Genomic DNA, 24,859 nt, shown 5'->3' on the forward strand with positions numbered 1-24,859 from the left:
GCCGCGAAGAGAAGCGGGGCGCGATCTCCGCGCGCGGCCGGCGGTACGGGAAGGGGGCGTCGGGACGACGCGCGATGGCGCGCTGCGGTATAATCCAAAAGTTTTCTCCAGCCCGGCAGGCAAGCCTCTTCGCGCTCTGCCGGACACAAGCTGTGCGCTGCACAAATCCGGTGCGGCACACCGGCAGCACGCGTCGGCGTCCTGTTTTCGGGATATCGGAATGCTTGTGCCGCCGTCCATTCCAGCTTTGTGTTCGCGTATCCAGGCGCCGTCGCCTGGGCATCGCCGGGCCGTCACTTGGGTAACCACATGGCTGAAACCCCTCCGACCGAATTCTTTATCCAGGGCATTACGAAAGACGGGAAAAAGTTTCGCCCGAGCGACTGGTCGGAACGTCTGGCCGGTGTGATGGCCTGCTTCGGGCCGGGGGCGAGCGGGCCGAATGCACGTCTCAAGTATTCGCTGTACGTGCGTCCGACGATGCTCGGCGACCTGAAATGCGTGATCCTCGATTCGCGGCTGCGCGACATCGAGCCGATGGCTTTCGATTTCGTGCTGAATTTCGCGAAGGACAACAACCTCGTCGTCACCGAGGCGTGCGAGCTGCCGGACTACGGCGCGAAGAAGTGATGCGGTGATGCCGAAGGGCGAGGGCGCCTGGTGCGCCCGCCCTGGCTGTCGTCGGTCGGCACGATCGCCGTACGACAGGCAACAAAAAAACCCGCCTAGGCGGGTTTTTTTGCGATCGCAGGAAACAGGAACGCCCGCGTGAGCGGGCGCCCTTGCCGGTCACACCGGATTTACGCTGCTGCCTGCAGGCCCTTGACGGCTGCGGCGAGGCGGCTCTTGCTGCGAGCGGCCTTGTTCTTGTGAACGATCTTCTTGTCGGCGATCGTGTCGATCGTCTTCACGGCAGCCTTGAACAGCTCGGCAGCCTTTGCCTGGTCGCCGGCTTCAACAGCCTTGCGAACCGACTTGATCGCGGTACGGAATTTCGAGCGCAGCGCCGAGTTGTGCGAGTTTGCCTTCGCGGCCTGGCGGGCGCGCTTGCGTGCTTGTGCGGAGTTAGCCATGACGGTTCCTTATCCTGTCCTGTTTCCAGAGCTTGGAGCCTGACGGCCAAGCGCTGCTTTTCGATCCGTCCCCTGAGAACGATTGCCCAGGGGCGCATAAAAAAACGGTGATTTTAACCGAGGCCGGAACATGGAAACGGCAGTTGCCGTACATGTACAGGCCTAGAAACGGGCGATTATAGCAACAAAATCAAGCGAGTGGCAAGATCGATGTGACACCCGCCGGGCGGGGCGCCGGCGGCGGGCGCGCTTTTCGGCATCGGGCGGTGGCCGGGTCACGCAACGTCCGTATAATAAGCGCCCCATGAATCTATTCCGAGCCCTGCTGACGGTCAGCGGCTTCACGCTGCTGTCGCGCGTGACCGGACTGGCCCGCGAGACGCTGATCGCCCGTGCGTTCGGCGCCAGTCAATACACCGACGCGTTCTACGTCGCCTTCCGCATTCCGAACCTGCTGCGCCGCCTTTCCGCGGAAGGTGCGTTCTCGCAGGCGTTCGTGCCGATCCTCGCCGAGTTCAAGAACCAGCAGGGGCACGATGCGACGAAGGCGCTCGTCGACGCGATGTCGACCGTGCTTGCGTGGGCGCTTGCCGTGCTGTCGGTCCTCGGGATCGCCGGCGCGTCGTGGGTCGTGTTCGCGGTCGCGTCCGGCCTGCACACCGACGGCCAGGCGTTCCCGCTCGCGGTCACGATGACGCAGATCATGTTCCCGTACATCGTGTTCATCTCGCTGACGACGCTCGCGTCCGGCGTGCTGAACACGTACAAGAGCTTCTCGCTGCCCGCGTTCGCGCCGGTGCTGCTCAACGTCGCATTCATCGCCGCGGCCGTGTTCGTCGCGCCGCACCTGAAGGTGCCGGTGTTCGCGCTCGCGTGGGCCGTCATCGTGGGCGGCGTGCTGCAGTTCCTCGTGCAGCTGCCGGGCCTGAAGAAGATCGACATGGTGCCGCTGATCGGCCTCAACCCGCTGCGCGCGCTGCGGCACCCCGGCGTGAAGCGCGTGCTCGCGAAGATGGTGCCCGCGACGTTCGCGGTGTCGGTCGCGCAGCTGTCGCTGATCATCAACACCAACATCGCGTCGCGGCTCGGGCAGGGCGCCGTGTCGTGGATCAACTACGCCGATCGTCTGATGGAATTCCCGACGGCGCTGCTCGGCGTCGCGCTCGGCACGATCCTGCTGCCGAGCCTGTCGAAGGCGCACGTCGACGCCGATTCGACCGAATATTCGGCGCTGCTCGACTGGGGGCTGCGTGTCACGTTCCTGCTCGCGGCGCCGAGCGCGCTCGCGCTGTTCTTCTTCGCGACGCCGCTCACCGCGACGCTCTTCAACTACGGCAAGTTCGACGCGCATACCGTCACGATGGTCGCACGTGCGCTCGCGACCTACGGGATCGGCCTGGTCGGCATCATCCTGATCAAGATCCTCGCGCCGGGCTTCTATGCGAAGCAGGACATCAAGACGCCCGTGAAGATCGCGATCGGCGTGCTGATCGTCACGCAGATCTCGAACTACGTGTTCGTGCCGCTGATCGGCCATGCGGGCCTCACGCTGAGCATCGGCGTCGGCGCGTGCCTGAACTCGCTGCTGCTGTTCCTCGGGCTGCGCAAGCGCGGCATCTACCAGCCGTCGTCGGGCTGGCCGCGCTTCTTCATGCAGCTGGTCGGCGCGACGCTCGTGCTCGCGGGTGTGATGCACTGGTTCTCGATCAGCTTCGACTGGACCGGGATGCGCACGCAGCCGCTCGATCGCATCGCGTTGATGGCCGCGTGCCTGGTGCTGTTCGCTGCACTATATTTCGGTATGTTGTGGGTGATGGGCTTCAAATACGCTTACTTCAGAAGGCGCGCCAAGTGACGACCGCTATGACCCGCGTCCTCGACTACTTCAGCACGCTCGTGGCGGACGACGACAGCCTGCCCGTCACGGAGACCGCGCTGTCGCTGGCGCAGGACGCGTATCCCGACCTCGACCTGCAGGGCACGCTGGCCGAACTCGACATGCTGGCGGCGCGGCTGCGCCGGCGGCTCGCCGACGATGCGGACCTGAAAGGCCGCGTCGCCGCGCTGAACGACTTCTTCTTCCGCGAACTCGGCTTCGCGTGCAATCACAACGATTACTACGACCCCGATAACAGCCACCTGAACGCCGTGCTGAAACGGCGGCGCGGGATTCCGATCTCGCTGTCGGTGCTGTATCTGGAGCTCGCCGAGCAGGTCGGCGTGCCGGCGCGCGGCGTATCGTTCCCCGGCCATTTCCTGCTGCGCGTCACGCTGCCGGACGGCGACCTGATCATCGATCCGACCAACGGCCATTCGCTGTCCGAAGCCGAGATGGTCGAGATGCTCGAGCCGTACGTCGCGCGCGCGGCCGGCGCGGTCGACAGCGCGTTGCGCGCGCTGCTGCAGCCCGCGACGAGCCGCGAGATCATCGCGCGGATGCTGCGCAACCTGAAGACGATCTATCTGCAGACGGAACGCTGGCAGCGGCTGCTCGCGGTGCAGCAGCGGCTCGTGATCCTGTTGCCCGAGCAGCTCGACGAGGTGCGCGATCGCGGTTTCGCGTATGCGCGGCTCGACTACCTGCGCCCCGCGCTCGAGGATCTCGAGCAGTATCTCGGCGAGCGGCCGGAGGCGGACGATGCGACCGTCGTCGAGTCGCAGGTGACCGAATTGCGGCAGCGGATGCAGCGCGACGACGAGGACTGAGCCGGTCGCGCGACGGCCGGAACCCGGAATGAAGAACGCCCGCATCGCGGGCGTTTTGCATGCGGGCTTACTTCGGCTGCATCCGGATCGCGCCGTCGAGGCGGATCACTTCGCCGTTGAGCATCGGATTCTCGACGATCTGGCGCACCAGCATCGCGTATTCGGCCGGTTTGCCGAGCCGCGGCGGGAACGGCACCATCGCGCCGAGCGCGTCCTGCACGTCCTGCGGCATGCCGAGCAGCATCGGCGTCTCGAACAGGCCGGGCGCGATCGTCATCACGCGGATGCCGCTGCGCGACAGGTCGCGCGCGATCGGCAGCGTCATGCCGGCGACGCCGGCCTTCGAGGCCGCGTACGCGGCCTGGCCGATCTGCCCGTCGAATGCGGCGACCGATGCGGTACTGACGATCACGCCGCGCTCGCCGTCCGCGGTCGGCGCGGTTGCGGCCATCGCGGCCGCTGCGAGCCGGATCATGTTGAACGTGCCGACGAGGTTCACGTTGATCGTCTTCGCGAACACGTCGAGCGGATGCGCGCCGTCCTTGCCGACGGTCTTCGCGGCGGGCGCGATGCCCGCGCAGTTGACGAGGCCGCGCAGTGTGCCCGCGTGCGTCGCCGCGTCGACGGCTGCCTGCGCGTCGGCTTCGCTCGACACGTCGCAGCGCACGAATTCGCCGCCCAGCTCGGTCGCGAGCGCGACGCCCGCCGCGTCGTTCAGGTCGGCGAGCACGACCTTGCCGCCGGCCTGCGCGAGCATCCGCGCCGTTCCGGCGCCGAGGCCCGACGCGCCGCCTGTGATCAGAAAGACGTTGCCGCGAATCTCCATGACTGTCTCCTTTGTCGACCGCCCTTAGCGCTTTAGCGCTTAGGGAGGTCCCATGCAAGGCGGTCGACCGCCCTTAGCGCTTTAGCGCTTAGGGAGGTCCCATGCAAGGCGGTCGACCGCCCTTGGCGCTTTAGCGCTTGGGAAGGTCCCATGCAAGGCGGCTGTACTGTCCGATGCCAAGCGATCGGTTGAAAAACCGTGCGGCGGTTGGCAGCGCGCATGCATCCGACCGATTGTACGGGGCGCCATCGCGCGGCGGCGAGACAGGCACGGTCGTGCGAATCTCGGCCGGGCGAAAAAAAACCGCCCGGAAAGGGCGGCTTGAGGTGCGCGATGCGGTGCTTACTTCAGTGCGTCGAACGCGCGCTCGCGGATTTCCTCGACGCTGCCGAGGCCCGAGATCTTGCGATACTGCGGCGCCTTCAGGCCGTTTTCCTCGCCGCGCTGCGCCCAGTCGCCGTAGTACTTGATCAGCGGCTTGGTCTGCGCTTCGTACACTTCGAGACGTTTCTTGACGGTTTCTTCCTTGTCGTCGTCGCGCTGGATCAGCGGTTCGCCCGTCACGTCGTCGTGGCCTTCGACCTTCGGCGGGTTGAACTTGACGTGATACGTGCGGCCCGATGCCGGGTGCGTGCGGCGGCCGCTCATGCGCTCGATGATTTCCGAGAACGGCACGTCGATTTCGAGCACGTAGTCGATCGCGACACCGGCGTCCTTCATCGCGTCGGCCTGCGCGATCGTGCGCGGGAAGCCGTCGAACAGATAGCCGTTCGCGCAATCGGATTCCTTCAGACGCTCCTTGACGAGGCCGATGATCAGGTCGTCCGTCACGAGCTTGCCTTCATCCATGAAGCGCTTCGCTTCGATGCCGAGCGGCGTGCCGGCCTTCACGGCCGCGCGCAGCATGTCGCCCGTCGAGATTTGCGGGATGCCGAATTTTTCCTTGATGAAGTTTGCCTGGGTGCCCTTTCCCGCGCCGGGCGCGCCCAACAGGATCAAACGCATGGTGATATCTCCAAGTATGTAGATTCGTGTGGCGAGACGCTAAGGCGCCGGCGACAACGTGCGCGGGGCTTGCCTGGCGCGCGGCGGACCGGTCTGATGCGGCGCGTCGGCTTCGGCGACGCGCGGCTGCCGGCAGGGCCGCGGGCGGGGTCAAGCGAGGACGCGCTGGTCGCGGACGGCTCGCACAATCGCCTGATTATGCCACGGGTTATTTTGAACCCGGCTGAAAAAGGGCCTGCACGCGCGCGAGATCGGCCGGCGTGTCGATGCCGGCTTCGGGTGCGGACTCGGTGATCAGCACTGCGATGCGCTCGCCGTGCCACAGCGCGCGCAGCTGTTCGAGCTGCTCGGCTTGTTCGATCGGTGCCTGCGCGAGCGTCGGATACGTGCGCAGGAAACGCGCGCGATACGCATAGAGACCGATGTGCCGATAGACCGGAAATGCAGGGGCCGGCATCGCCGCGACGTCCGGCCAGTGCGGCTGGTATGCGTCGCGGCTCCACGGAATCGGCGCGCGCGAGAAGTACAGCGCGACGCTCTGCGCGTCGAGCGCGACCTTCACGACGTTCGGGTTGAACACGTCGGCTGCATCGTGGATCGGGTGGGCCGCGGTCGCGATCGCGCAGGCCGGATGCGCGGCCAGGTGCGACGCTACGTCGCGCACGAGCACGGGGTCGATCAGCGGCTCGTCGCCCTGCACGTTGACGACGACGGTGTCGTCGCTCCACCCGAACGTCGCCGCGACTTCCGCGAGCCGGTCGGTGCCGGACGGATGGTCGGCACGCGTCAGCACCGCCTCGAAGCCGTGATCGCGCGCCGCATCGAGCACGCTTTGCGCGTCGGATGCGACGAGCACCTGCTGCGCGCCCGCTTCGCGCGCGCGCTCGGCGACGCGCACGACCATCGGCTTGCCGCCGAGATCGGCGAGCGGCTTGTTCGGGAGGCGCGTCGACGCGAGCCGGGCGGGAATGACGGCGATGAAGGGTTGCGGGTGAGTCATCGGAGGGAACGGTGAGAGGGACGGGGCGGGTGGCGCGTCCGGCGCCGGTCGCCCGGCGGCGTTCGGCGACCGGCCGGGGCCGGGTCGCCTTCAAGCGATTGCGCCGGTCGAGCGGCCTGGCGGTTTATCGGCCGGCCGGGTCGACCGGCGTGCCTTCGACGGTCTGGCGCGCTTCGTCGACGAGCATCACGGGGATGCCGTCGCGGATCGGGTAGGCGAGCTTGTCCGCGTTGCAGATCAGCTCCTGCGCGGCGCGGTCATAGTGGAGCGGGCCTTTGCAGATAGGGCACACAAGGATTTCAAGCAGGCGAGCGTCCACGGAGTTTCTCCACAACGAGGGCAATGAGGCGAGGGTCGAGCGCGGCTTCGACAGGGACGACCCAGAGTCGAGCGTCGCGCCAGGAAGCGCCCAATTTTACTGCATCCTTCTCGGTGATCAGGATCGCATCGACGGCGTCGTCGACGAACGGATTGTCGGCGAACGCGTAGTGGTCGGGCAGCGCGCGCGTCGCCGGCGCGAGACCGGCCGCGCGCAGCGTCGCGAAGAAGCGTTCCGGCGCACCGATGCCGGCTGCGGCGAGCACGCGCTCGTGCGCGAACTGCGACAGCGGGCGGCGCATTGCGGGCTGGTCGAGGTGCCATGCGGCGCCCGGCGTGAGCGCGAGCGCGTAGGTGTCGGGCCACGGCGGCAGCGCGCCGCTGTACGGGTCGTTGACGAGCGTGGCGTCGCGGTGCCGCGACAGCGGCTCGCGCAGCGGGCCGGCCGGCAGCAGGAAGCCGTTGCCGCCGAGCCGGTGGTCGAACACGACGAGCTCGACCGTGCGCGCGAGGCGGTAGTGCTGCAGGCCGTCGTCGCTGACGATCACGTCGACGTCCGGATGCGCGGCGCGCAGCGCCTGCGCGGCCGCCACGCGGTCGGGGCACACCCAGACGGGCGCGGTGGTGCGGCGCGCGATCAGCAGCGGCTCGTCGCCGCCCACGCTCGCGCGCGACGCGGGCGTGACGGCGGTCGGCGCTTTCACGTTCGCGCCGTAGCCGCGCGACACGACGCCGGGCGTGAAGCCGGCCGCGCGCAACGCGTCGACGAGCGCGATCACGGTCGGCGTCTTGCCGGTACCGCCGACGGTCACGTTGCCGACCACGACGACGGGCACGCCGACGTCGACCGGTTTCTTCCAGCCCTGTGCGTAAGCGGTGCGCCGCAGCGCCGCGCACAGGCCGAACACGCATGCGAACGGCGTGAGCGCCCACGCGAGCGCGCCGCGCCGCAGCCATTCGCGTGTCAGGCGCGCTTCGAGCCGGGCGAGCGGGCCGCCGGGCGCGCTCATCGGACCGGGCGCGGCGCGTCGTGCGCCGCGGCGTGGGACGGATTCGTCAAGGCGGATTCTCCGTTGGGCGGCGCATGCCGCGGGGTCTGCGGAAGGCGGCACTCTAGCGCGCCGCATGCGGACGCGGCAAGCGCGACCGGCCGACGCGGCCCGCGGGGCCGGATCGCGCCGGGTTGTGGATAACTCTGTGAAGAACTCCCCGGTCGATGGCCTCAAACGCCCGCCGGGTGGGCCTCGAATCGGATGAGAATCATTCCGAAAGGTTTAAAAATATATAAAAATCAATGTGTTATCGGGAATTGTCTGGTTTTTTTCGCGGTTTCCAAGCGTTTTAGGCGGACGATTGCCAGAATGTGGACACCTTTCGAGCGCCGCGACGCATGCGCTCGGTGCTGGACGCCGCGCGTGTGTCGGACTATCGTGTCGCCGCCAGCATTCATCCGACCGTCCATGCCTTCCGACTCCTCTTTTGCTGCACCCGGCGCGACCCGCGGCGGCGACGAAGTGATTCCCGTTTCGGCGCTCAATCGCGCGATTTCGACGATGCTCGAGCGCTCGTTTCCGCTGCTGTGGATTTCGGGTGAAGTATCGAATTTCACGCGCGCCGCGAGCGGCCACTGGTATTTCTCGATCAAGGACCAGCAGGCGCAGATGCGCTGCGTGATGTTCCGCGGCCGCGCCCAATACGCGGAATTCACGCCGCGCGAAGGCGACCGGATTGAGGTCCGCGCGGTCGTCACGATGTACGAGCCGCGCGGCGAAGTGCAGCTCAACGTCGAGGCCGTGCGGCGCACCGGGCAGGGGCGCCTGTACGAGGCGTTCCTGCGGCTGAAGGCGCAGCTCGAAGGCGAAGGGCTCTTCGCGCCCGAGCGCAAGCGGCCGCTGCCGGCCCACCCGCGCGCGATCGGCATCGTCACGTCGCTGCAGGCCGCCGCGCTGCGCGACGTGCTGACCACGCTCGCACGCCGTGCGCCGCACATTCCGGTGATCGTCTATCCGGCGCCCGTGCAGGGTGCCGGTTCCGCCGAAAAGCTCGTCGCGGCCGTCGAGGCCGCGAATGCGCGCCGCGAGGTCGACGTGCTGCTGGTCTGCCGCGGCGGCGGCTCGATCGAGGATCTGTGGTCGTTCAACGACGAGGCGCTGGCGCGTGCGATCGCGGCGAGCGAGCTGCCGGTCGTCAGCGGCGTCGGGCACGAAACCGATTTCACGATCGCGGACTTCGCGGCCGACGTGCGCGCGCCGACGCCGACCGGCGCGGCCGAACTCGCGAGCCCGCAGCGCGCGCTGCTGCTGCGCGAGGTCGGCGAGCGCCAGCGTGCGCTCGCGCGCGGCATGGAACGCCGGCTCGAACAGCGTGCGCAGCAACTCGACTGGCTCGCGCGCCGGCTCGTGAGCCCGGCCGAGCGGCTGCAGCGGCAGCGCACGCACGTCGAGCAGCTCGCGGCGCGGCTCGCGTCGGCGGCGTCGCGGCCGGTGCGCGACGCACGCGCGCGCTTCGCGCTCGCGCAATTGCGCTGGCAGCGCGCGCGGCCCGATCCGTCACAGGCGCGCCAGGCGCTCGCGGGGCTGTCGCAACGTCTCGCGCTCGCATTGCAGCGCCGTCACGAACGCGACACGGCGCGTGTGTCAGCCTGTGCGGCGCGGCTCGAGGTGCTGAGCCCGAAGCGCACGCTCGAGCGCGGCTATGCGGCGCTCATCGATGCGCAGACGGGCCGCGCGGTGCGCGCGCCGAGCGCGCTGAAGCCGCAGCGGCGCCTGACCGTGCATCTCGCCGAAGGCTCGGCCGACGTGTCGCTCGCCGACGTGCAGCCGAGGTTGACCGATACGATCTGACGTAACCGGCGCAAGCGAAACGAAGGTCCCGCAACGGACGCGTCCCATGCGGGAACGGATACTGCGCATCGCCGGTTGGTCCTGCCGGACGTTGCGCAAACAGCGCTTTTCCGCATACCGCGGATAAATTGCCCGTGAGTTTGCGGGGTTATTCGTCCTCGCCTACAATCGGACGCTCGGCAGCATTCAACACAAGCCCCCCTACATACTCAACGAAGGAATCGCCATGGCTCATACGCTCCCGCCGCTCCCGTACGCTGAAGACGCACTCGCGCCGACCATCTCGCTCGAGACGATCCAGTACCACTACGGCAAGCACCATCAGGCTTATGTGACGAACCTGAACAATCTGATCCCGGGCACGGAATTCGAAAACCTGTCGCTGGAAGAGATCGTGAAGAAGTCGTCGGGCGGCATCTTCAACAACGCCGCGCAAATCTGGAACCACACGTTCTTCTGGAACAGCCTGTCGCCGAACGGCGGCGGCGCACCGACGGGCGCGCTGGGCGATGCGATCAACGCGAAGTGGGGTTCGTACGACGCATTCAAGGAAGCGTTCACGAAGGCTGCAGTGGGCACGTTCGGTTCGGGCTGGGCATGGCTGGTGAAGAAGGCCGACGGTTCGCTCGACATCGTGTCGACGAGCAACGCAGCCACGCCGCTGACGACCGCCGACAAGGCACTGCTGACGATCGACGTGTGGGAACACGCGTACTACATCGACTACCGCAACGCACGTCCGAAGTTCGTCGAAGCGTTCTGGAACATCGTGAACTGGGACTTCGCAGCGAAGAACTTCGCGTAAGGTCCGGCGCCTGCGCGCCGCTGCGGCGCGCGGCACCCACGAAAAAGCCCTCGTAACGAGGGCTTTTTTTGTTTTGGTCCGGCAGGATCGTGCCGCGCTTGCCGGCTCAGCCGACCATGCCGAGCACCCAACCGAGCGCCGCGCTCGCGATCACGACGGCCCACGGTGGCACGCGCCAGAACACCAGCGCGACGAATGCGACGAGCGCGGCGGCCAGGTCGCGCGGCGCCACGACCGTGTCGGTCCAGACCGGGTGATAGAGCGCGGCGAGCAGCAGCCCGACGACGGCCGCGTTCACGCCCGCGAGCGCGGCCTGCATGCGCGTGCTGCGGCGCAGGCGCTCCCAGAACGGCGCGGTGCCGGCAACGAGCAGGAACGACGGCGCGAAGATCGAGACGAGCGCGATCGTGCCGCCGAGCCAGCCGTTCGGCGCATCGCGCAGCGAAGCGCCGAGGAATGCCGCAAACGTGAACAGCGGCCCCGGCACGGCCTGCGCGAGCCCGTAGCCAGCGAGGAACGCCGAATCGCCGACCCAGCCGGGCGCGACCACGGCCGCCTGCAGCAGCGGCAGCACCACGTGCCCGCCGCCGAACACGAGCGCGCCGGTGCGGAAGAACGCATCGACGACGGCAAGCGTATCGGAGCGGAGCGCGCGTGCCGCGAACGGCAGCGCGACGAGCAGCGCCGCGAACAGCGCGAGCCACAGCACGCCCGCGCGGTGCGATACGTGCAGCGGCAACGGCTCGTGGGCGTCGCGCGCCGGCTGCGGCAGCAGGACGAGACCGGCCGCACCGGCCGCGACGATCACCGCAATCTGCGTCCACGCGGCCGGCGCGAGCAGCGCGACGCACGCGGCCGCGGCCATCAGCGTGACGCGGCGCGCATCCGGGCACAGCGTGCGCGCCATGCCCCAGACGGCTTGCGCGATCACCGCGACCGACACGATGCGCAGCCCGTGCAGCGCGCCGGCTTCGATCGGCGCGCCCGTCGCGTGAACGCCGAGCGCAAACAGCATCATCAGCAGCGCCGACGGCAGCGTGAAGCCGAGCCACGCGGCGAACATTCCCGCATAGCCGGCGCGCGCGAGGCCGATCGCCATCCCGACCTGGCTGCTCGCGGGCCCCGGCAGGAACTGGCACAGCCCGACCAGATCCGCATACGTGCGCTCGGTGAGCCAGCCGCGCCGCGTGACGAATTCGGCGCGGAAGTAGCCAAGATGCGCGACCGGGCCGCCGAACGACGTAAGGCCGAGCCGCAGGAATGCGACGAACACGGGCCACGGATGACGGGAAGGGACGGGGACGGTCGATGTGTTCAAGACGGGGCACGCGATGGGCGGAGCGAGCCGACACGATAGCGCAACGCGGCGACGGCGGGGTGTCGCGTGGCGGGCATTGCGCGACGTTCAGGGCGTATCGCCGGCCAGCCCGCTCGCGCGGCGCAGTGCGTCGATGTCGACGAGTTCGATCTCGCCGACATGCAGTCGCACGACGCCGTCGGCCTGCAGCGCCTTCAGCAGCTGGTTGGTGGTCTGCCGCGTCAGCGACAGCATCGACGCGAGCGTTTCCTGCGACAGCCGCACGCGCGTGCGCCCGGCGCTGATGCCGCCGTAGCCTTCGGCGATCATCAGCAGGCGCGCGGCGAGCCGTTGCGCGGCCGGCATCACGCTCATCGATTCGACGGTCAGGAAGCTCAGGCGCAGCTTCTGCGCCATCAGCAGCGCGAACTGCCGCCAGTATTGCGGCGTCGCGTCGAGCAGCGCGAGCAGCGCGGCCTGCGGCACGTGCAGCAGCAGCGCGTCGTCGAGCGCGATCGCGTCGTGCGTGCGCGGCTGGCCGTCGAACAGCGCGATTTCGCCGAACCACGTGACGGGCTCGGCGACCGTCAGCAGCGCTTCCTTGCCCTGCGGATCGACCGCACCTATCGTGAGTGAACCGGCCAGTACCGCGTACAGCCCGCACGGCGGGTCGCCGCGCCGGAACAGCGGCTGGCCGGCCGGCAGGCGGCGCAGCGCCGCACGGTCGAGCAGGTCCGCGCGCAACGCGGGCGGCAGCGCGGCGAACCACGGGTTCGCCTCGATCTGCGGCAGGTAGGGGGCGAGCGACGAGGGCATGGGTACGCGATGTCGGGTAGCTGACAGAGGTTCTCGGGCGTGACGCGCATCATAGCGCTCGACGACCGACCAGGAGACGCGATGAAGACGCTCGAAGACCATCTTTCCCAGTATGCGGCCTACCATCGCGACGCGCGCAACATCGCGACGCATCTGGTCGGCATTCCGATGATCGTGTTCGCGGTCGAGGTGCTGCTGTCGCGGCCGGCGATCGGCATGCTGGCCGGCATCGCGCTGTCGCCGGCGCTGCTGCTCGCCGTCGCGTTCGCGGTGTTCTACCTGCGTCTCGACCTGCGGTTCGGGATCGTGATGACCGCGCTGTTCGCGCTCGGCCTGTGGGCCGCGCAGGCGCTCGCGCTGCTGCCGACCGCGCAATGGCTCGGCATCGGCATCGGTGCGTTCGTCGTCGGCTGGATCGTGCAGTTCGTCGGGCACTGGTTCGAAGGGCGCAAGCCCGCATTCGTCGACGATCTGGTCGGCCTGATGGTCGGGCCGCTGTTCGTCGTCGCCGAAGTCGCGTTCTTCGCGGGGCTGCGCGGCGACGTGCGCCGCGAAGTCGAGCGGCGGGCCGGGCCCGTGCACGGCGGCGCACACTCGCATGTCTGACGCGATCCGCGCGCGGCCGAAGTGCGGGTCGCGTAGGGCCGGCTTTGCGCCGGCTTTGCGCCAGCGTTGCGTGGGCCGCGCGCGATGCCACAGGCGGGGCGCAACGGCTAAGATGCGGGATGCGTCATACGACGCCTATGCGGAGCAATCGCCATGGTGGATCGCCCGACTCTCGACGCCTACGATGCCCATGCCGCGCAATATGCGCAGGACTGGCTCGACCAGGCCGCGCCCGACGACATGTACGCGCTGCTCGAACAGCATTTCTCGCCGGGGCCGACCGCGGACGTCGGTTGCGGAGCAGGGCGCGACACCGCCTGGCTCGCTTCGCGTGGCTTCGACGCGCGCGGCTACGACGCGAGCGCCGCGCTGCTCGACGAGGCGCGACGGCGCCACCCCGACCTGATCTTTGAATTGGCCGCACTGCCGGCGCTGGCCGGCGTGCCATCGGGCGCGTTTCGCAACGTGCTGTGCGAGACGGTCGTCATGCACCTCGAACAGGCGGACGCGGCGGCCGCCGCCGCGCGGCTGGCCGATCTCCTGATGCCGGGCGGCACGTTGTACCTGAGCTGGCGGGTGGCCGGAAACGGTGCGCTGCGCGACGAGCGCGGCCGCCTCTATACGCCGCTCGACTCCGCGCGGATGCATGCGGCGCTCGGCGCCGGCATGCACGTGATCGACGAGCACGAGGTCGTCAGCGCGTCGTCCGGCAAGCGCGTGCATCGGCTGATCGTGCGCAAGGCGGCCGCCGCCGCGTGAAGGCGGCACGCCGTCGCGTTCACTCGCGGTTGAGCGCCGCTTCCCAGTTGATGTCGACGCAGAGCACCTGCATGCCGGCCGCGGCGGGCGCGGCGACCGATGCGGTCACGCACAGGTGCGCCTCGTTGATCGACAGGTAGGGCGGCGTCAGATGCACGCGGCCCGGCGCGCGCATCGCGTCGATGAAGTACGGGCGGCGCTCCCAGCTCGCACCTTCGGAATGCAGCAGCGGCCGGAAGCGCTTGGCGCGCTGCGACACGCTGCCGCGTGCGAGCACGTTGTCGCCGATCTGGCGCCCCGATGCGTCGAGCAGGAAGCAGCGCGCGGTCTCGGGCAGCCCGAGCACGGCGGCGGCCGCATCGGTGAGCGATTCGCCCGCAGCGAGCTTCCGGCTCGCTTCCTCGAGCGCGGCGACATACGGTGCGAGCCGTTGCGCCTGCGTGCGCTCGCGTTGCGCGACGCGCAGCCGCAGCGCGGCCGACAGCGTATCCATGCAGCCCGCCGCAGCCTGCGGTTGCACGGGGTCGACGCTCGGCCCCGCGAAATACTGGCCCTGCACGAAATCGACGTTGCACTCGAGTGCGATCAGCGCATCGCGCTCGGTCGACAGGCCGCCCATCAGCACGAGCTGGCCGGATTCGTGCAGCAGCGACACGAGCCCCGGCAGCACGCGTTCGAGGTGCGAGTGCTCGCTCGCCTGCGCGAGGATGCCGCGGTCGAGCGTGACGATGTCGGGATGCAGGTGCCACACGCGGTCGATGTTCGAATGCTTCGCGCCGAACCCGCCGAGCGCGATCAGGAAGCCGGCCTTGCGCAGCCCGTCGACGATCGCCGCATAGCGCGGCGTCTCGCCGCCCGCCTGCTCGGGCACCTCGAGCACCACGCGGTGCGGCGGCAGCCCGAGCGCCTTCAGGTTCGCGAGCAGCGCGTCGCCGTAGACGGTGTCCATCAGCGCGGCCGGATGCAGGCTCAGGAAGAGCCATTCGTCGTGACTGTCGAACGCGTGGAAATTGCCGAGATGCAGCGATTCGGCGAGCCGGCCGAGTTCGAGCAGGTCGCCGCGCCGTGCCGCCTGCGTGAACACCTCGTGCGACGCCACCTGACGGCTTTCCTCGTCGTGCGCGCGCAGCGATGCGTGATAGCCGATCGCGCGGCGGTGCGACACCGAGAAAACGGGCTGGAACACGCTGAACACGGTGTAGCCGCCGTACAGCACGGTGCGCCGGTTCCCGTCGTCGCCGGCGACGGGGCGGGGCGGCTGAAAGCCGGGGGGATCGATTTCGATCATGCTCATGATGTCGGCCGAAGGAAGACTGCCAGTTTACCTAGAGAATAGGCGAGCAAGAAGCGTGCACGGCATCGTGCCTCATGCGGCGGCCCGTCGCGGCCGGTGGACGGGATATCGCAGCGCGCATCGCAGGGGCGGGCTGCACCGCGATGGTGCGAGCGGTGGCGGTGCGGTGCCCGAAACGCGCGCGTTATGCGCGCTCGGACGGGTCGGTCTTGCGCGCGGTGCTGCGAATTTCGGGCGCGAGCTGCGCGAAGATCCAAGCGGACGCGGCGGTGATGATCCCGACGCAGATGAACGTCGCGTGGAACGCCGGCAGCGTGTTGCTCGGCGTCACGGTGCGCAGCATGCCGGTGAACGTTGCGAGCAACGCGCCGGCGACCGTGACGCCGAGGCTCATCGACAGCATCTGCACGAGCGAGAACAGGCTGTTGCCGCTGCTCGCGCCGCCCGTGCCGAGATCCTTCAGCGTCAGCGTGTTCATCGCGGTGAACTGCATCGAGTTGAAGCCGCCGAACAGCGCGAGATGCACGACCTTCACCCAGACGGGCACCGTGTCGCGCATCAGCGCGAAGCTCGCCATCATCACGCCGACTATGATCGTGTTCGCAAGCAGCACCTTGCGGTAGCCGTGCTGCGTGATCAGCCGCGTGATGATCCGCTTCGAGAACATCCCGGCCGCCGCGACCGGCAGCATCATCAGCCCGGCCTCGAACGCCGAGTAGCCGAGGCTCACCTGCAGCAGCAGCGGGATCAGGTACGGCATCGCGCCGCTGCCGATCCGCGCGAACAGGTTGCCGAGCAGCCCGACGCTGAACGTGTGGATCCTGAACAGTTCGAGCGAGAAGATTGGTTGCGGCGCGCGCACCGCGTACAGCCCGTACGCGACGAAGCACGCGAGGCTCAGGATCAGCAGCACGAGCACGGCTGCGTGCTGCATGCCGAGATCGGCGAGCCCGTCGAGCGACAGCGAGATCGCGACCATGCCGATCGTCAGCAGCAGATAGCCCTTCAGGTCGAAGCGGCCGACGGCCGGGTTGCGCGAATCGGGCATCGAATAGAAGGTCGCGATGCAGCCCGCGACGCCGACCGGCACGTTGATCAGGAAGATCCAGTGCCACGACGCGATCTTCACGAGCCAGCCGCCGAGCGTCGGCCCGATCAGCGGGCCGATCAGGCCGGGAATCGCAACGAACGACAGCGCGGACAGGTAGCGTTCGGCCGGGAAGGTGCGCAGCACCGCGAGCCGCCCGACCGGTAGCAGCATCGCGCCGCCGACCCCCTGCACGACGCGGAACGCGACGAGTTGCGTCAGCGTATGCGCGTTCGCGCACAGCAGTGAGCCGAGCGAGAACACCAGGATCGCGCTGAAGAACACGCGCCGCGTGCCGAACGTATCGGCGAGCCAGCCCGACACGGGGATCATCACCGCCATCGTCAGCGAGTACGCGATCACGACCGACTGCATCCGCAGCGGCGATTCGCCGAGGCTCGCGGCCATCGACGGCAGCGCCGTGTTGACGATCGTCGCATCGAGCGTCTGCATGAAGAAGCCCGTCGCAACGAGCCAGAGCATCACGGTGAGGTTCTTTTCGCCGGGAGCGGCGGCGGGCGGGCTTTGGAACATGAAGGCGTGGCGGTGGCGCGGGACAGCCGACATTGTAGGGAAAGCCGCCGTGCCGTGCAGGTTCGGTGCAGGTGCAACGCGAAGTCCGGCCGGGGGATGCCCGTCTCCGTCGATTGACCAGTACAGTTCAGCCGAAAGTGTCTGTAGCCGTATCTGTCCGTGTGCTGCCACTGTCCGAAATACTGGAGGCATCGAACCCGTGCGACCAGGAGGCTGCCATGCGCGAACTGCGACTCTACGTGATGGACGGTGACGAGCCGGCAGGACGGTGGCGGATCGTCGATCGCACCGTACTCGAGGTGGCCGAAGGCGACGTCTGGGTGACCGTCGAGGGCCGTCCCGACGACCACTGGCTCGCTGCCGGCGATTCGCTGACGTTGCTGTCAGGCATGCGCGTATGGGTCAGCGCGGGGCCGCACGGCGCGACGTTCGCGTTCGGCCCGCTCGCAGTGCCGGCCGTGCGCGCCGCGCAGGCGTGGTGGCGGCCGCTCGTCGCGTGGCGCGACGGCCGTCGTCACGCGGCCGCGTCGCTGCCGACGTAGCGCGCCCGGGGCCGGATCAGCTTGCCGTCCGCGTATTGCTCGAGCGCATGCGCGATCCAGCCGGCCGTGCGGCCGGCCGCGAACAGTGTGAACGCCGCGCCGTCCGGCAGCGCGAGCGTGCGCTCCAGCACCGCGAGCGCGAAATCGATCGCCGGCCGCAGGCCCGTTGCCGCTTCGACGCGCGCGGCGAGCGCGCGCGCCAGGTGCAGCGCCGGGCGGTCGGGCACCGCCGCGTGCAGTGCGTCGAGCAGCGCCAGCGCGCGCGGATCGCCGTCGGGATAGAGCGGGTGCGCGAAACCGGACAGTGCCGTGCGGCCGCCGTCCGCGCGTTCGTCATGCGCCAGCCGCAGCGCGAGATAGCGATCGAGGTCGGCGGCGCGGGCCGCTTCGTCGAGCAACGTGCCCGCGCGGAACGTCTCGCCGCCGTGGCGCGGCCCGGACAGTGCAGCCAGCCCGCCCGCGATCGCGCCGAACAGGTGAGTGCCGGTCGACGCGATGCAGCGCACCGCAAAGGTCGACGGATTCAGTTCGTGATCGGCGCACAGCACGAGCGCGCGGCGCAGCAGGTCGGCTTCGTCGCGCCGTCGCAGGCGCCAGGCGGCAGCGAGCTGCCGGTGCACGGGCGCGTCGCCCGGCGCGATGCCGGCGAGCGCGGCCGTCGCGACGCGCAGCAGCAGCGCGGCCGAGTCGAGCTGCGCGTCGCGCCCCTGCGCCCACAGGCGCGGCAGCGCCGCGGCCGCGGCGGGCAGCAGCACCAGCGTGCGTTCGAGTGGCGCGAGATGCGCCCAGCGGCGCGCCCAGTCGTCCCACTGCGCGGCGTCGAAACCGGTCGACGCGAGCGATGCTGCGGCAAGCCGCGCGGGCGAACACTCCCAGAGCCTGGCGGCCGTCTGTTCCAGCGTCGCCTCGTCGGCAAGCGCGATTGCATCGGCGCCGCGGTAGCGCAGGCGGCCGTCGGCGATCTGCGTGATCCGCGATTCGAGCACCGGCACGCCCCAGTCGAGCGACCGCTCCGCGACGCCGCCCGCGCGTTTCGCGTCGGCGCGGCGGCGCGCGAGCAGGCGCACCTCGTTCGCGTCGTAGCGGCGGCGCTTGGTCGCGCCGTCGGGCAGCGAGCGCAGCAGGCCGCGGCTCACATACGCATAGAGCGTGCTCACGCTGACACCGAGGGTGCCGGCGGCTTCCTGCGCGCTGAGGGATGTCATGCCGGTCGCTCCTGTCGGGGCGCATGAAGCGCGGCCCCGCTACAACTATTCGTTATGTATTGATTCTCGCAATCAAGATTGATCGCGCCTGTCGCGAATTCTAGACTCGATTCCGTCTCTTCCACGACGCTGAGGCGCTCACTTCACCATGACACCCGAACTCGCATTGACACATCTGTGGCAACTCGCGCACGGCGACCGCGACGCGCTGGCCCGCGCGACCGTGACGGGCCGGGACCCGACGCTGCCGTCGACGTTCCATGTCGGCACGCTCGCCGCGGCGACGATCGCGGCCGCCGGGCTCGCGGCGGCCGAATGCCACCGGCTTCGCACGGGCGTCGCGCAATCCGTCGACGTGTCGGTGCGCGACGCGCTCGTCGCGTTCCGCAGCGAACGCTACCTGCGCGTGGACGATGGCCCGCCGCCGGAGTTGCGTCACCCGGTGACGGGCTTCTTCGAGACGCGCGACGGGCGCTGGATCCAGTTGCACGCGAATTTTCCGCATCACCTGCGCGGGATCCTCGACGTGCTCGGTTGCGATGCGCATCCGGCCGACGTCGCCGCGGCGATCCGTACGTGGGATGGCGCGGCGCTCGATACCGCGCTGGCCGAGGCCGGCCTGTGCGCGGCATTGATCAGAACACCTGATGAATGGGCGGCGCACGAGCAGGCGCGCGCGATTGCGTCGCTGCCGCTGTTCGAGATCGAGCGGATCGGTGACGCGCCGGTCGAGCCGATCGGCCGCGGCGAAGCCGGCCATCCGCTCGCCGGCGTGCGCGTGCTCGATCTCACGCGCATCATCGCGGGGCCGGTCGCGGGCCGCACGCTGGCGTCGCACGGCGCGCAGACGCTGCTCGTCAATGGCCCGCACCTGCCGAACATCGCGCCGCTCGTGATCGACAACGGGCGCGGCAAGCGTTCGACGTGGATCGACCTGCGCGATGCGGCTGGCGTCGATGCGCTGCACGCACTCGCGCGCGGCGCGGATGTGTTCCTGCAGTCGTACCGGCCCGGCGCGCTCGCGGCGCGCGGTTTCGCACCGCAGGCGCTGGCGGAGTTGCGGCCGGGCATCGTGTGCGTGTCGGTGTCCGCATACGGGCACGCGGGGTCATGGGCGAAGCGGCGCGGCTTCGACAGCCTCGTGCAGTCGGCGAGCGGGATCGCATGGCAGGAGCAGCAGGCCGCGCACGCGAACCAACCGCGCCATCTGCCGTGCCAGGCGCTCGATCATGCGACGGGTTATCTCGCGGCGTTCGGCGCGATGATTGCGCTTGCGCGCCGGGCGCGCGAAGGGGGAAGCTGGCACGTGCGGCTGTCGCTCGCGCAGACGGGGCGCTGGCTGCAGTCGTTCGGCGCCGTGCCGGACGGCCTGCAGGCGCCCGATCTCGCGGCTGCCGACGTGCGCGACCGGATCGATCGCATCGCATCGCCGTTCGGCACGATCGATGCCGTGCGGCCGGCCGAGCGGTTGTCGGCGACGCCGCCGTCGTTCGCGCGGCCGCCCGTGCCGCTCGGCACCGACGATGCGAGCTGGCTGTGAGCGCCGGCGGCGCGGCTTGCGTTACTTGCGCAGCTCGACGACGAAGTCGTAGTAGTCGTTGCGGCAGTAGGTATCGGTCAGCTCGATCGCGCGCTGGTCCGACGTATAGCCGATCCGCGTGATCAGCAGCAGCGCGTCGTGTGGCGCGATGCCCATCTGTTCGGCGATCTCGTCGGTCGCGTTGACCGCGCGGAAATGCTGCAGCGCGCGCACGATCGGCGTGCCGCGCGCTTCGAGATAGCTGTACAGCGAACCGCCGATTGCCTGCGGATCGGGAATCAGCGTCGCGGGGAACGTCGAGTTCTCGACGGCCATCACGATGCCGTCGGCGAGGCGCAGGCGTTTCAGGCGCGTAACCGACGCGGCCGGCGACAGTCCGAGCTGGATCACCTCGTCGCGGTTCGCGGGCTGGATCTCGCGCGCGATCCATTGCGAACTCGGCTTGAAGCCGCGGCGCTCGAGCATTTCGCTGAAGCTCGACAGCCGCGACAGCGGATCCTCGTAGCGCGGCTGGATGAAGTTGCCGGCGCCTTGCGTGCGGCGGATCAGGCCCTGCTCGACGAGCAGCGCGATCGCCTTGCGTGCGGTGATGCGCGACACGCCGAGCGCATCGGACAGCACGCGCTCGGACGGCAGCGCCTCGCCGGCCGTCCAGCGGTTCTCGTGGATCGCGTCGCCGAGCTTGCGGGCGAGCTGCAGGTAGAGCGGCGTGTCGTTGTCGGGGTCGGGGCGCAGGTCCTGCCAGCGGTCGTCCGTGGGTGACTTCATGGAATGGGTATCGATCAGGTTGCGGCCATTCTAAGTCATCATGCGGCGCCGTTATAGCCGGTTTTTGCCTTGCAATAGGCCGGTGCCGCGCCGATTGACTACACTGATGCGTCGTATTCCATGCTTCGGCCGCGGTGCGCGGCCACGAATCCGCAGCGAGGAGCGCATGACAGACACGATCGCCACGGTCGTCCTGCCGGACGGCGAGACGATTCCGAAGCTCGGCCAGGGCACCTGGGAAATGGGCGAGCGGCCGGCCCGCCGCGCGGACGAGATCGCTGCGCTGCGCGAAGGCGTCGAGCTCGGGATGACGCTGGTCGACACCGCCGAGATGTACGGCGAAGGCGCGACCGAGGCGCTCGTCGGCGAGGCGCTCGCCGGCCTGCGCGACGACGTGTTCCTCGTCAGCAAGGTCTACCCGCACCATGCGAGCCGGCGCGGCGTCGTCGCCGCGTGCGACGCGAGCCTCAAGCGCCTGCGTACCGATCGGCTCGACCTGTACCTGCTGCACTGGCGCGGCTCGGTACCGCTCGAGGAGACGGTCGAGGGCTTCGAGGCGCTGCGACGCGCGGGCAAGATCCGTCACTGGGGCGTGAGCAACTTCGATACCGCCGACATGGCCGAGCTCGTCGACGACGCGGGCGGCGACGCGTGCGTGACCAACCAGATCCTCTACAACATCGCGCGGCGCGGCGCGGAATTCGACCTGCTGCCGTGGCTTGCCGAACACCGGATGCCGGCGATGGCGTACAGCCCGGTCGATCACGGACGGCTGCCGAAGCGCTCGCCGCTCGACGAGATCGCGCGGCAGCGCGGCGTGTCGGTGATGCGCGTCGCGCTGGCATGGGTGCTCGCGCAGCCGGGCGTATTCGCGATTCCGAAGGCGGCGCGGATCGAACATGTGCGCGACAACCGTGCCGCGCACGATTTCGTGTTGAGCGATGACGAGCGCGCGCAGCTTGACGCGTACTTCCGTGCGCCGCGCAGCAAGCGCGCGCTCGAGATGCTCTGACGTCACCCGGCCGGGCAACGCTTCCGGTCAGTGGTTGCCTCCGGACGATCCGCCACCGCCGTGACCGCCGCCGTTGCCGACACCGTTGGCACCGCCATTGCCGGCGCCACCACTGCCGTTGCCGTTGCCATTGCCACCGCCATTACCATGGCCGCCGTTGCCGCCGTTGCCGCCGTTGCCGCCGTTGCCGCCGGCGCCACTGCCGTTACCCGTGCCGCCACTGCCGTTACCACCGCCATTGCCGTGGCCGCCATTGCCGCCGGCGCCGCTGCCGTTACCGCCGCCGTTACCCGTGCCGCCACTGCCGTTACCACCGCCATTGCCGTGGCCGCCGTTACCGCCGGCGCCGCTGCCGTTACCGCCGCCGTTACCCGTGCCGCCACTGCCGTTACCACCACCATTGCCGTGGCCACCGTTGCCGCCGCCGCTGCCGTTACCGCCGCCGTTACCCGCGCCGCCACTGCCGTTACCACCATTGCCGTGGCCGCCGTTGCCGCCGGCGCCACCGCCGTTACCCGCGCCGCCTCCGTTGCCACCGCCATTGCCGTGGCCGCCGTTGCCGCCGGCACCGCCGCCGTTACCCGCGCCGCCTCCGTTGCCACCGCCATTGCCGTGGCCGCCGTTGCCGCCGGCGCCACCGCCGTTACCCGCGCCGCCTCCGTTGCCACCGCCATTACCGTGGCCACCGTTGCCGCCACCGTCGCCATGGCCACCACCGTTGCCGTGGCCACCGCCATTGCCTTGGCCGCCTCCGTCACCGCCGCCATGGCCACCATGGCCTCCGCTACCGGAGGTACCGCCACCCGAAGTGCCGCCGCCCGAAGTACCGCCACCCGAAGTGCCGCCGCCCGAAGTGCCGCCACCCGAAGTACCGCCACCCGAAGTACCGCCACCCGAAGTACCGCCACCCGAAGTACCGCCACCCGACGTGCCGCCACCTGAAGTGCCGCCACCCGAACCGCCGGTGCCGGACGCATTGCCCCCGCGGCCCGTGCCGCCCGTGCCACCGGACGTTGCGCCTGTCGCTCCGCCGACACCAGCTGGTCCGACAGCGCCGTTTCCGTTATTTCCGCCGCTCCCGCTCCCGCTCCCGCTCCCGCTCCCGCTGCCGGGGTTACCGCCACTGCCGCTCGCGCCGGCGCCGTGACCGCCGATGCCACCGCCGGCATAGACCTGCGCCGCGCACGCAGCTGGATTGGCTGCGCACGACGAAGCGTCGTCGACCAGCATCATGACGGTGTCGGCGTTGGCGATCGCGTCGGGCGCGGAGTCGGGCGCCGCATTCTGCGCGACTGCATACGAGCAGCAGCACGCAAACGCGGCTGCGGCGATCAAGGTCGCGCGATAGCACCGTCCCGCCGCGCGGAACGGCTGTTTTGTCTTCAGCATTATGGCCTCCCAATGCGCGCGAAGCCTCGTAGCCGCGCGGCTATCTACGTGTGGTGCAGGGGGCCAGCAATGATTCGTTGTCCTTTCGGTTGCCGATTGCCTTCGGGCTGGCGCTTGAAGTCAGCCGCGAACGCGGATCGGCACGCGGGCCCGCCGTGCGAGGCCCTATGTGCGAGATTCGTGCCATCGGCCGCTTATGCCCGTGGCGCAAGGCGCACGCATGCGTGCGACGGCGCATGAAACGTCGTTGCGGGGGTTTTGTTTCCGAAATGAAACGTCTGAACGATGCTCAGCGCGCCGGCGCGTCGGCCGCGCGCTGCCAGCGGTGGAACAGGATCGATGCGATCCAGCAGACGAGGAACAGCGCGACGATGCCGTAGCCGATCGAGCCGAAGCGTTCGCCGAGCGCATCGAGCGCGTCGCGCACGGGGCCCGTCAGCGACAGCTTGTCGGCGAGCAGTCCGGCCGCCTCGATCCCGCCGATCGCAAGCGCGACGGCCGCCGACACGAACGTGATGCTCGCGTTGTAGAGCAGCTTGCGCTGCGGATCGTCCATCGCCCAGCCGTACGCATGAATCATCAGCACGTTGTCGGTCGAGTCGATCAGCGTCATGCCGGCGGTGAACAAGGCGGGAAACAGCATGACCGTATAGACCGGCAGGCCCTGGCTCGCCTGTGCGGCGGCAATCGCGAGCAGGCCGATTTCGGTTGCAGTATCGAAACCTAACCCGAACAACACGCCGACCGGATACATGTGCCAGCTTTTCGACACGAACCGGAACAGCGGGCGCAGCAGCCGCGACACGAGTCCGGCCGGGCGGTGCACGTGCGGCGCGCCGTGCGCGTGCTCCGGCGCGCCGCGATAACGCCGCCACACGTCGCGCAGGATCATCAGGTTCACGCACGCGAGCACGAGCAGGAAGGTGGCCGACACCGCCGTGCCGATCGTGCCGCCGATCTCGCGAAACGCATCGAACCGGTCGCGCAGCGCGAACGCGGTCAGCGCGATGCCGAGCGTCGCGGCGATCACGATCGTCGAATGGCCGAGCGAGAAGAACAGCCCGACGCTCACCGGACGCTGGCCGTCCTGCATCAGCTTGCGCGTCGCGACGTCGATCGCGGCGATGTGATCGGCGTCGACCGCATGACGCAGCCCGAGCCCGTACGCGATCGCCGCGGTGCCGAGCAGCAGCGGATGGTCGCGCAGCACCGCGAGCGCCCACAGCCAGACGGCGACGTTGGCGGCGATCAGGCCGGCGTAGAGCATCAGCAGACGGCGCAGGGCAGAAGTGGGCGGCGGCATCGGGACGGTTCCATCAGACGAATCGCATGGCATTGTGGCATGCGAAAAAAACGCGTGGCGGGCCGATCAAAAAGCCGCGAACGGTGCGCATCGGACAAAAAAAGCCCGTCCGGCGGAACCGGACGGGCTTT

Annotated in this window: 24 protein-coding genes; 10 read left to right on the forward strand and 14 right to left on the reverse strand. The window is 69.2% G+C overall.

Going from position 1 to position 24,859, the window contains the following annotated elements; all coding sequences use genetic code 11:
- The first annotated feature begins 309 nt into the window (after positions 1 to 309).
- On the forward strand, positions 310 to 630 hold the full coding sequence (locus tag KVT39_RS19505; protein ID WP_034178852.1) for a DUF3579 domain-containing protein: 321 nt from the start codon (positions 310 to 312) through the stop codon (positions 628 to 630).
- A gap of 170 nt (positions 631 to 800) precedes the next feature.
- Here the strand turns inward: KVT39_RS19505 and rpsT are convergent, their stop codons facing one another.
- Positions 801 to 1,073, reverse strand: a complete 273-nt coding sequence (gene rpsT / locus KVT39_RS19510) for a 30S ribosomal protein S20 (protein WP_006482211.1) — start codon at positions 1,071 to 1,073, stop codon at positions 801 to 803.
- A 304-nt stretch (positions 1,074 to 1,377) separates the two neighbouring features.
- On the opposite strand from rpsT, the gene murJ reads away from it, so the two are divergent.
- Together murJ and KVT39_RS19520 are read left to right on the forward strand one after the other, a co-directional pair.
- Positions 1,378 to 2,928 (forward strand): murein biosynthesis integral membrane protein MurJ, encoded by a 1,551-nt coding sequence (gene murJ / locus KVT39_RS19515; protein WP_034178851.1) that lies wholly within the window; start codon positions 1,378 to 1,380, stop codon positions 2,926 to 2,928.
- Between the two features lie 8 nt (positions 2,929 to 2,936).
- Positions 2,937 to 3,779: a SirB1 family protein gene (locus tag KVT39_RS19520; protein ID WP_034178850.1), complete on the forward strand. Its 843-nt coding sequence runs from the start codon at positions 2,937 to 2,939 to the stop codon at positions 3,777 to 3,779.
- A gap of 67 nt (positions 3,780 to 3,846) precedes the next feature.
- On the opposite strand, the gene KVT39_RS19525 is transcribed toward KVT39_RS19520, so the two are convergent.
- The 5 genes from KVT39_RS19525 to lpxK all read right to left on the reverse strand — a co-directional run bounded on the left by KVT39_RS19525 (position 3,847) and on the right by lpxK (position 7,938).
- Positions 3,847 to 4,605 carry an SDR family NAD(P)-dependent oxidoreductase gene (locus tag KVT39_RS19525; protein ID WP_217590015.1) on the reverse strand — a complete coding sequence of 253 codons (759 nt, stop codon included), beginning with the start codon at positions 4,603 to 4,605 and terminating at the stop codon, positions 3,847 to 3,849.
- 342 nt (positions 4,606 to 4,947) lie between these two features.
- Positions 4,948 to 5,610, reverse strand: a complete 663-nt coding sequence (gene adk, locus KVT39_RS19530; RefSeq protein ID WP_034178848.1) for an adenylate kinase — start codon at positions 5,608 to 5,610, stop codon at positions 4,948 to 4,950.
- Positions 5,611 to 5,818: 208 nt separating this feature from the next.
- Positions 5,819 to 6,610 carry a 3-deoxy-manno-octulosonate cytidylyltransferase gene (gene kdsB / locus KVT39_RS19535; RefSeq protein ID WP_059665170.1) on the reverse strand — a complete coding sequence of 264 codons (792 nt, stop codon included), beginning with the start codon at positions 6,608 to 6,610 and terminating at the stop codon, positions 5,819 to 5,821.
- A 124-nt stretch (positions 6,611 to 6,734) separates the two neighbouring features.
- Complete coding sequence (locus KVT39_RS19540) at positions 6,735 to 6,929, reverse strand: Trm112 family protein (protein ID WP_010090898.1); 195 nt, start codon at positions 6,927 to 6,929, stop codon at positions 6,735 to 6,737.
- The gene (lpxK, locus tag KVT39_RS19545) at positions 6,910 to 7,938 is read right to left on the reverse strand and encodes a tetraacyldisaccharide 4'-kinase (RefSeq protein WP_217590016.1); all 1,029 of its coding nucleotides are present in this window, start codon (positions 7,936 to 7,938) and stop codon (positions 6,910 to 6,912) included. Before lpxK ends, KVT39_RS19540 begins: the two co-directional genes overlap by 20 nt.
- A 450-nt stretch (positions 7,939 to 8,388) precedes the next feature.
- Between lpxK and xseA the strand changes: the two genes are divergently transcribed.
- Positions 8,389 to 9,771 carry an exodeoxyribonuclease VII large subunit gene (gene xseA / locus KVT39_RS19550; RefSeq protein WP_217590017.1) on the forward strand — a complete coding sequence of 461 codons (1,383 nt, stop codon included), beginning with the start codon at positions 8,389 to 8,391 and terminating at the stop codon, positions 9,769 to 9,771.
- 226 nt (positions 9,772 to 9,997) lie between these two features.
- On the forward strand, positions 9,998 to 10,576 hold the full coding sequence (sodB, locus tag KVT39_RS19555; RefSeq protein WP_011352986.1) for a superoxide dismutase [Fe]: 579 nt from the start codon (positions 9,998 to 10,000) through the stop codon (positions 10,574 to 10,576).
- A 106-nt stretch (positions 10,577 to 10,682) separates the two neighbouring features.
- On the opposite strand, the gene chrA is transcribed toward sodB, so the two are convergent.
- Positions 10,683 to 11,894 (reverse strand): chromate efflux transporter, encoded by a 1,212-nt coding sequence (gene chrA, locus KVT39_RS19560; RefSeq protein ID WP_217590018.1) that lies wholly within the window; start codon positions 11,892 to 11,894, stop codon positions 10,683 to 10,685.
- 87 nt (positions 11,895 to 11,981) lie between these two features.
- The gene (locus KVT39_RS19565) at positions 11,982 to 12,689 is read right to left on the reverse strand and encodes a Crp/Fnr family transcriptional regulator (protein ID WP_034178843.1); all 708 of its coding nucleotides are present in this window, start codon (positions 12,687 to 12,689) and stop codon (positions 11,982 to 11,984) included.
- An 81-nt stretch (positions 12,690 to 12,770) separates the two neighbouring features.
- Here KVT39_RS19565 and KVT39_RS19570 point away from each other — a divergent pair, with 81 nt between their 5' ends.
- The gene (locus tag KVT39_RS19570) at positions 12,771 to 13,295 is read left to right on the forward strand and encodes a DUF962 domain-containing protein (protein WP_034178842.1); all 525 of its coding nucleotides are present in this window, start codon (positions 12,771 to 12,773) and stop codon (positions 13,293 to 13,295) included.
- A 153-nt stretch (positions 13,296 to 13,448) separates the two neighbouring features.
- On the forward strand, positions 13,449 to 14,054 hold the full coding sequence (locus tag KVT39_RS19575; RefSeq protein WP_175748891.1) for a bifunctional 2-polyprenyl-6-hydroxyphenol methylase/3-demethylubiquinol 3-O-methyltransferase UbiG: 606 nt from the start codon (positions 13,449 to 13,451) through the stop codon (positions 14,052 to 14,054).
- 19 nt (positions 14,055 to 14,073) lie between these two features.
- On the opposite strand, the gene KVT39_RS19580 is transcribed toward KVT39_RS19575, so the two are convergent.
- A complete protein-coding gene (locus KVT39_RS19580; RefSeq protein ID WP_034178840.1) occupies positions 14,074 to 15,348 on the reverse strand; it encodes an EAL domain-containing protein in 1,275 nt (424 codons plus the stop codon).
- Between the two features lie 184 nt (positions 15,349 to 15,532).
- Positions 15,533 to 16,969 carry a multidrug transporter subunit MdtD gene (mdtD, locus tag KVT39_RS19585; RefSeq protein WP_217590019.1) on the reverse strand — a complete coding sequence of 479 codons (1,437 nt, stop codon included), beginning with the start codon at positions 16,967 to 16,969 and terminating at the stop codon, positions 15,533 to 15,535.
- Positions 16,970 to 17,187: 218 nt separating this feature from the next.
- Here mdtD and KVT39_RS19590 point away from each other — a divergent pair, with 218 nt between their 5' ends.
- Positions 17,188 to 17,511, forward strand: a complete 324-nt coding sequence (locus tag KVT39_RS19590; protein WP_034178839.1) for a DUF2917 domain-containing protein — start codon at positions 17,188 to 17,190, stop codon at positions 17,509 to 17,511.
- Here KVT39_RS19590 and KVT39_RS19595 read toward each other — a convergent pair.
- Positions 17,484 to 18,716 (reverse strand): citrate/2-methylcitrate synthase, encoded by a 1,233-nt coding sequence (locus tag KVT39_RS19595; RefSeq protein ID WP_217590020.1) that lies wholly within the window; start codon positions 18,714 to 18,716, stop codon positions 17,484 to 17,486. The two genes, KVT39_RS19590 and KVT39_RS19595, sit on opposite strands and share 28 nt — an antisense overlap.
- Positions 18,717 to 18,864: 148 nt before the next feature.
- On the opposite strand from KVT39_RS19595, the gene KVT39_RS19600 reads away from it, so the two are divergent.
- Positions 18,865 to 20,256, forward strand: coding sequence for a CoA transferase (locus KVT39_RS19600; protein ID WP_217590021.1), 1,392 nt, complete (start codon positions 18,865 to 18,867; stop codon positions 20,254 to 20,256).
- Between the two features lie 21 nt (positions 20,257 to 20,277).
- Here the strand turns inward: KVT39_RS19600 and KVT39_RS19605 are convergent, their stop codons facing one another.
- A complete protein-coding gene (locus KVT39_RS19605) occupies positions 20,278 to 21,024 on the reverse strand; it encodes a GntR family transcriptional regulator (RefSeq protein WP_105390077.1) in 747 nt (248 codons plus the stop codon).
- Positions 21,025 to 21,190: 166 nt separating this feature from the next.
- On the opposite strand from KVT39_RS19605, the gene KVT39_RS19610 reads away from it, so the two are divergent.
- The gene (locus KVT39_RS19610; protein WP_217590022.1) at positions 21,191 to 22,036 is read left to right on the forward strand and encodes an aldo/keto reductase; all 846 of its coding nucleotides are present in this window, start codon (positions 21,191 to 21,193) and stop codon (positions 22,034 to 22,036) included.
- Between the two features lie 27 nt (positions 22,037 to 22,063).
- On the opposite strand, the gene KVT39_RS38040 is transcribed toward KVT39_RS19610, so the two are convergent.
- Both KVT39_RS38040 and KVT39_RS19625 read right to left on the reverse strand, forming a co-directional pair.
- Positions 22,064 to 23,425, reverse strand: a complete 1,362-nt coding sequence (locus tag KVT39_RS38040; RefSeq protein ID WP_254640562.1) for a hypothetical protein — start codon at positions 23,423 to 23,425, stop codon at positions 22,064 to 22,066.
- A gap of 289 nt (positions 23,426 to 23,714) precedes the next feature.
- Positions 23,715 to 24,761, reverse strand: a complete 1,047-nt coding sequence (locus KVT39_RS19625; RefSeq protein ID WP_105390080.1) for a HoxN/HupN/NixA family nickel/cobalt transporter — start codon at positions 24,759 to 24,761, stop codon at positions 23,715 to 23,717.
- Between the last annotated feature and the right edge of the window lie 98 nt (positions 24,762 to 24,859).

Origin of the sequence: Burkholderia sp. GbtcB21, from assembly GCF_019091065.1 — a bacterium.
Lineage (GTDB): Bacteria > Pseudomonadota > Gammaproteobacteria > Burkholderiales > Burkholderiaceae > Burkholderia > Burkholderia pyrrocinia_C.

What these genes read in the sequence shown, in the direction of transcription:
- KVT39_RS19505 (WP_034178852.1), top strand. Translation starts at nt 310, where the DNA reads ATGGCTGAAACCCCTCCGACCGAATTCTTTATCCAGGGCATTACGAAA.
- lpxK (WP_217590016.1), bottom strand. Translation starts at nt 7,938, where the DNA reads ATGAGCGCGCCCGGCGGCCCGCTCGCCCGGCTCGAAGCGCGCCTGACA.
- KVT39_RS19575 (WP_175748891.1), top strand. Translation starts at nt 13,449, where the DNA reads ATGGTGGATCGCCCGACTCTCGACGCCTACGATGCCCATGCCGCGCAA.
- KVT39_RS19570 (WP_034178842.1), top strand. Translation starts at nt 12,771, where the DNA reads ATGAAGACGCTCGAAGACCATCTTTCCCAGTATGCGGCCTACCATCGC.
- KVT39_RS19580 (WP_034178840.1), bottom strand. Translation starts at nt 15,348, where the DNA reads ATGAGCATGATCGAAATCGATCCCCCCGGCTTTCAGCCGCCCCGCCCC.
- KVT39_RS19605 (WP_105390077.1), bottom strand. Translation starts at nt 21,024, where the DNA reads ATGAAGTCACCCACGGACGACCGCTGGCAGGACCTGCGCCCCGACCCC.
- KVT39_RS19590 (WP_034178839.1), top strand. Translation starts at nt 17,188, where the DNA reads ATGCGCGAACTGCGACTCTACGTGATGGACGGTGACGAGCCGGCAGGA.
- KVT39_RS19525 (WP_217590015.1), bottom strand. Translation starts at nt 4,605, where the DNA reads ATGGAGATTCGCGGCAACGTCTTTCTGATCACAGGCGGCGCGTCGGGC.
- xseA (WP_217590017.1), top strand. Translation starts at nt 8,389, where the DNA reads ATGCCTTCCGACTCCTCTTTTGCTGCACCCGGCGCGACCCGCGGCGGC.
- rpsT (WP_006482211.1), bottom strand. Translation starts at nt 1,073, where the DNA reads ATGGCTAACTCCGCACAAGCACGCAAGCGCGCCCGCCAGGCCGCGAAG.
- kdsB (WP_059665170.1), bottom strand. Translation starts at nt 6,610, where the DNA reads ATGACTCACCCGCAACCCTTCATCGCCGTCATTCCCGCCCGGCTCGCG.
- KVT39_RS19610 (WP_217590022.1), top strand. Translation starts at nt 21,191, where the DNA reads ATGACAGACACGATCGCCACGGTCGTCCTGCCGGACGGCGAGACGATT.
- KVT39_RS38040 (WP_254640562.1), bottom strand. Translation starts at nt 23,425, where the DNA reads ATGCTGAAGACAAAACAGCCGTTCCGCGCGGCGGGACGGTGCTATCGC.
- KVT39_RS19625 (WP_105390080.1), bottom strand. Translation starts at nt 24,761, where the DNA reads ATGCCATGCGATTCGTCTGATGGAACCGTCCCGATGCCGCCGCCCACT.
- adk (WP_034178848.1), bottom strand. Translation starts at nt 5,610, where the DNA reads ATGCGTTTGATCCTGTTGGGCGCGCCCGGCGCGGGAAAGGGCACCCAG.
- KVT39_RS19600 (WP_217590021.1), top strand. Translation starts at nt 18,865, where the DNA reads ATGACACCCGAACTCGCATTGACACATCTGTGGCAACTCGCGCACGGC.
- KVT39_RS19520 (WP_034178850.1), top strand. Translation starts at nt 2,937, where the DNA reads ATGACCCGCGTCCTCGACTACTTCAGCACGCTCGTGGCGGACGACGAC.
- mdtD (WP_217590019.1), bottom strand. Translation starts at nt 16,969, where the DNA reads ATGTTCCAAAGCCCGCCCGCCGCCGCTCCCGGCGAAAAGAACCTCACC.
- KVT39_RS19565 (WP_034178843.1), bottom strand. Translation starts at nt 12,689, where the DNA reads ATGCCCTCGTCGCTCGCCCCCTACCTGCCGCAGATCGAGGCGAACCCG.
- KVT39_RS19595 (WP_217590020.1), bottom strand. Translation starts at nt 18,716, where the DNA reads ATGACATCCCTCAGCGCGCAGGAAGCCGCCGGCACCCTCGGTGTCAGC.
- sodB (WP_011352986.1), top strand. Translation starts at nt 9,998, where the DNA reads ATGGCTCATACGCTCCCGCCGCTCCCGTACGCTGAAGACGCACTCGCG.
- murJ (WP_034178851.1), top strand. Translation starts at nt 1,378, where the DNA reads ATGAATCTATTCCGAGCCCTGCTGACGGTCAGCGGCTTCACGCTGCTG.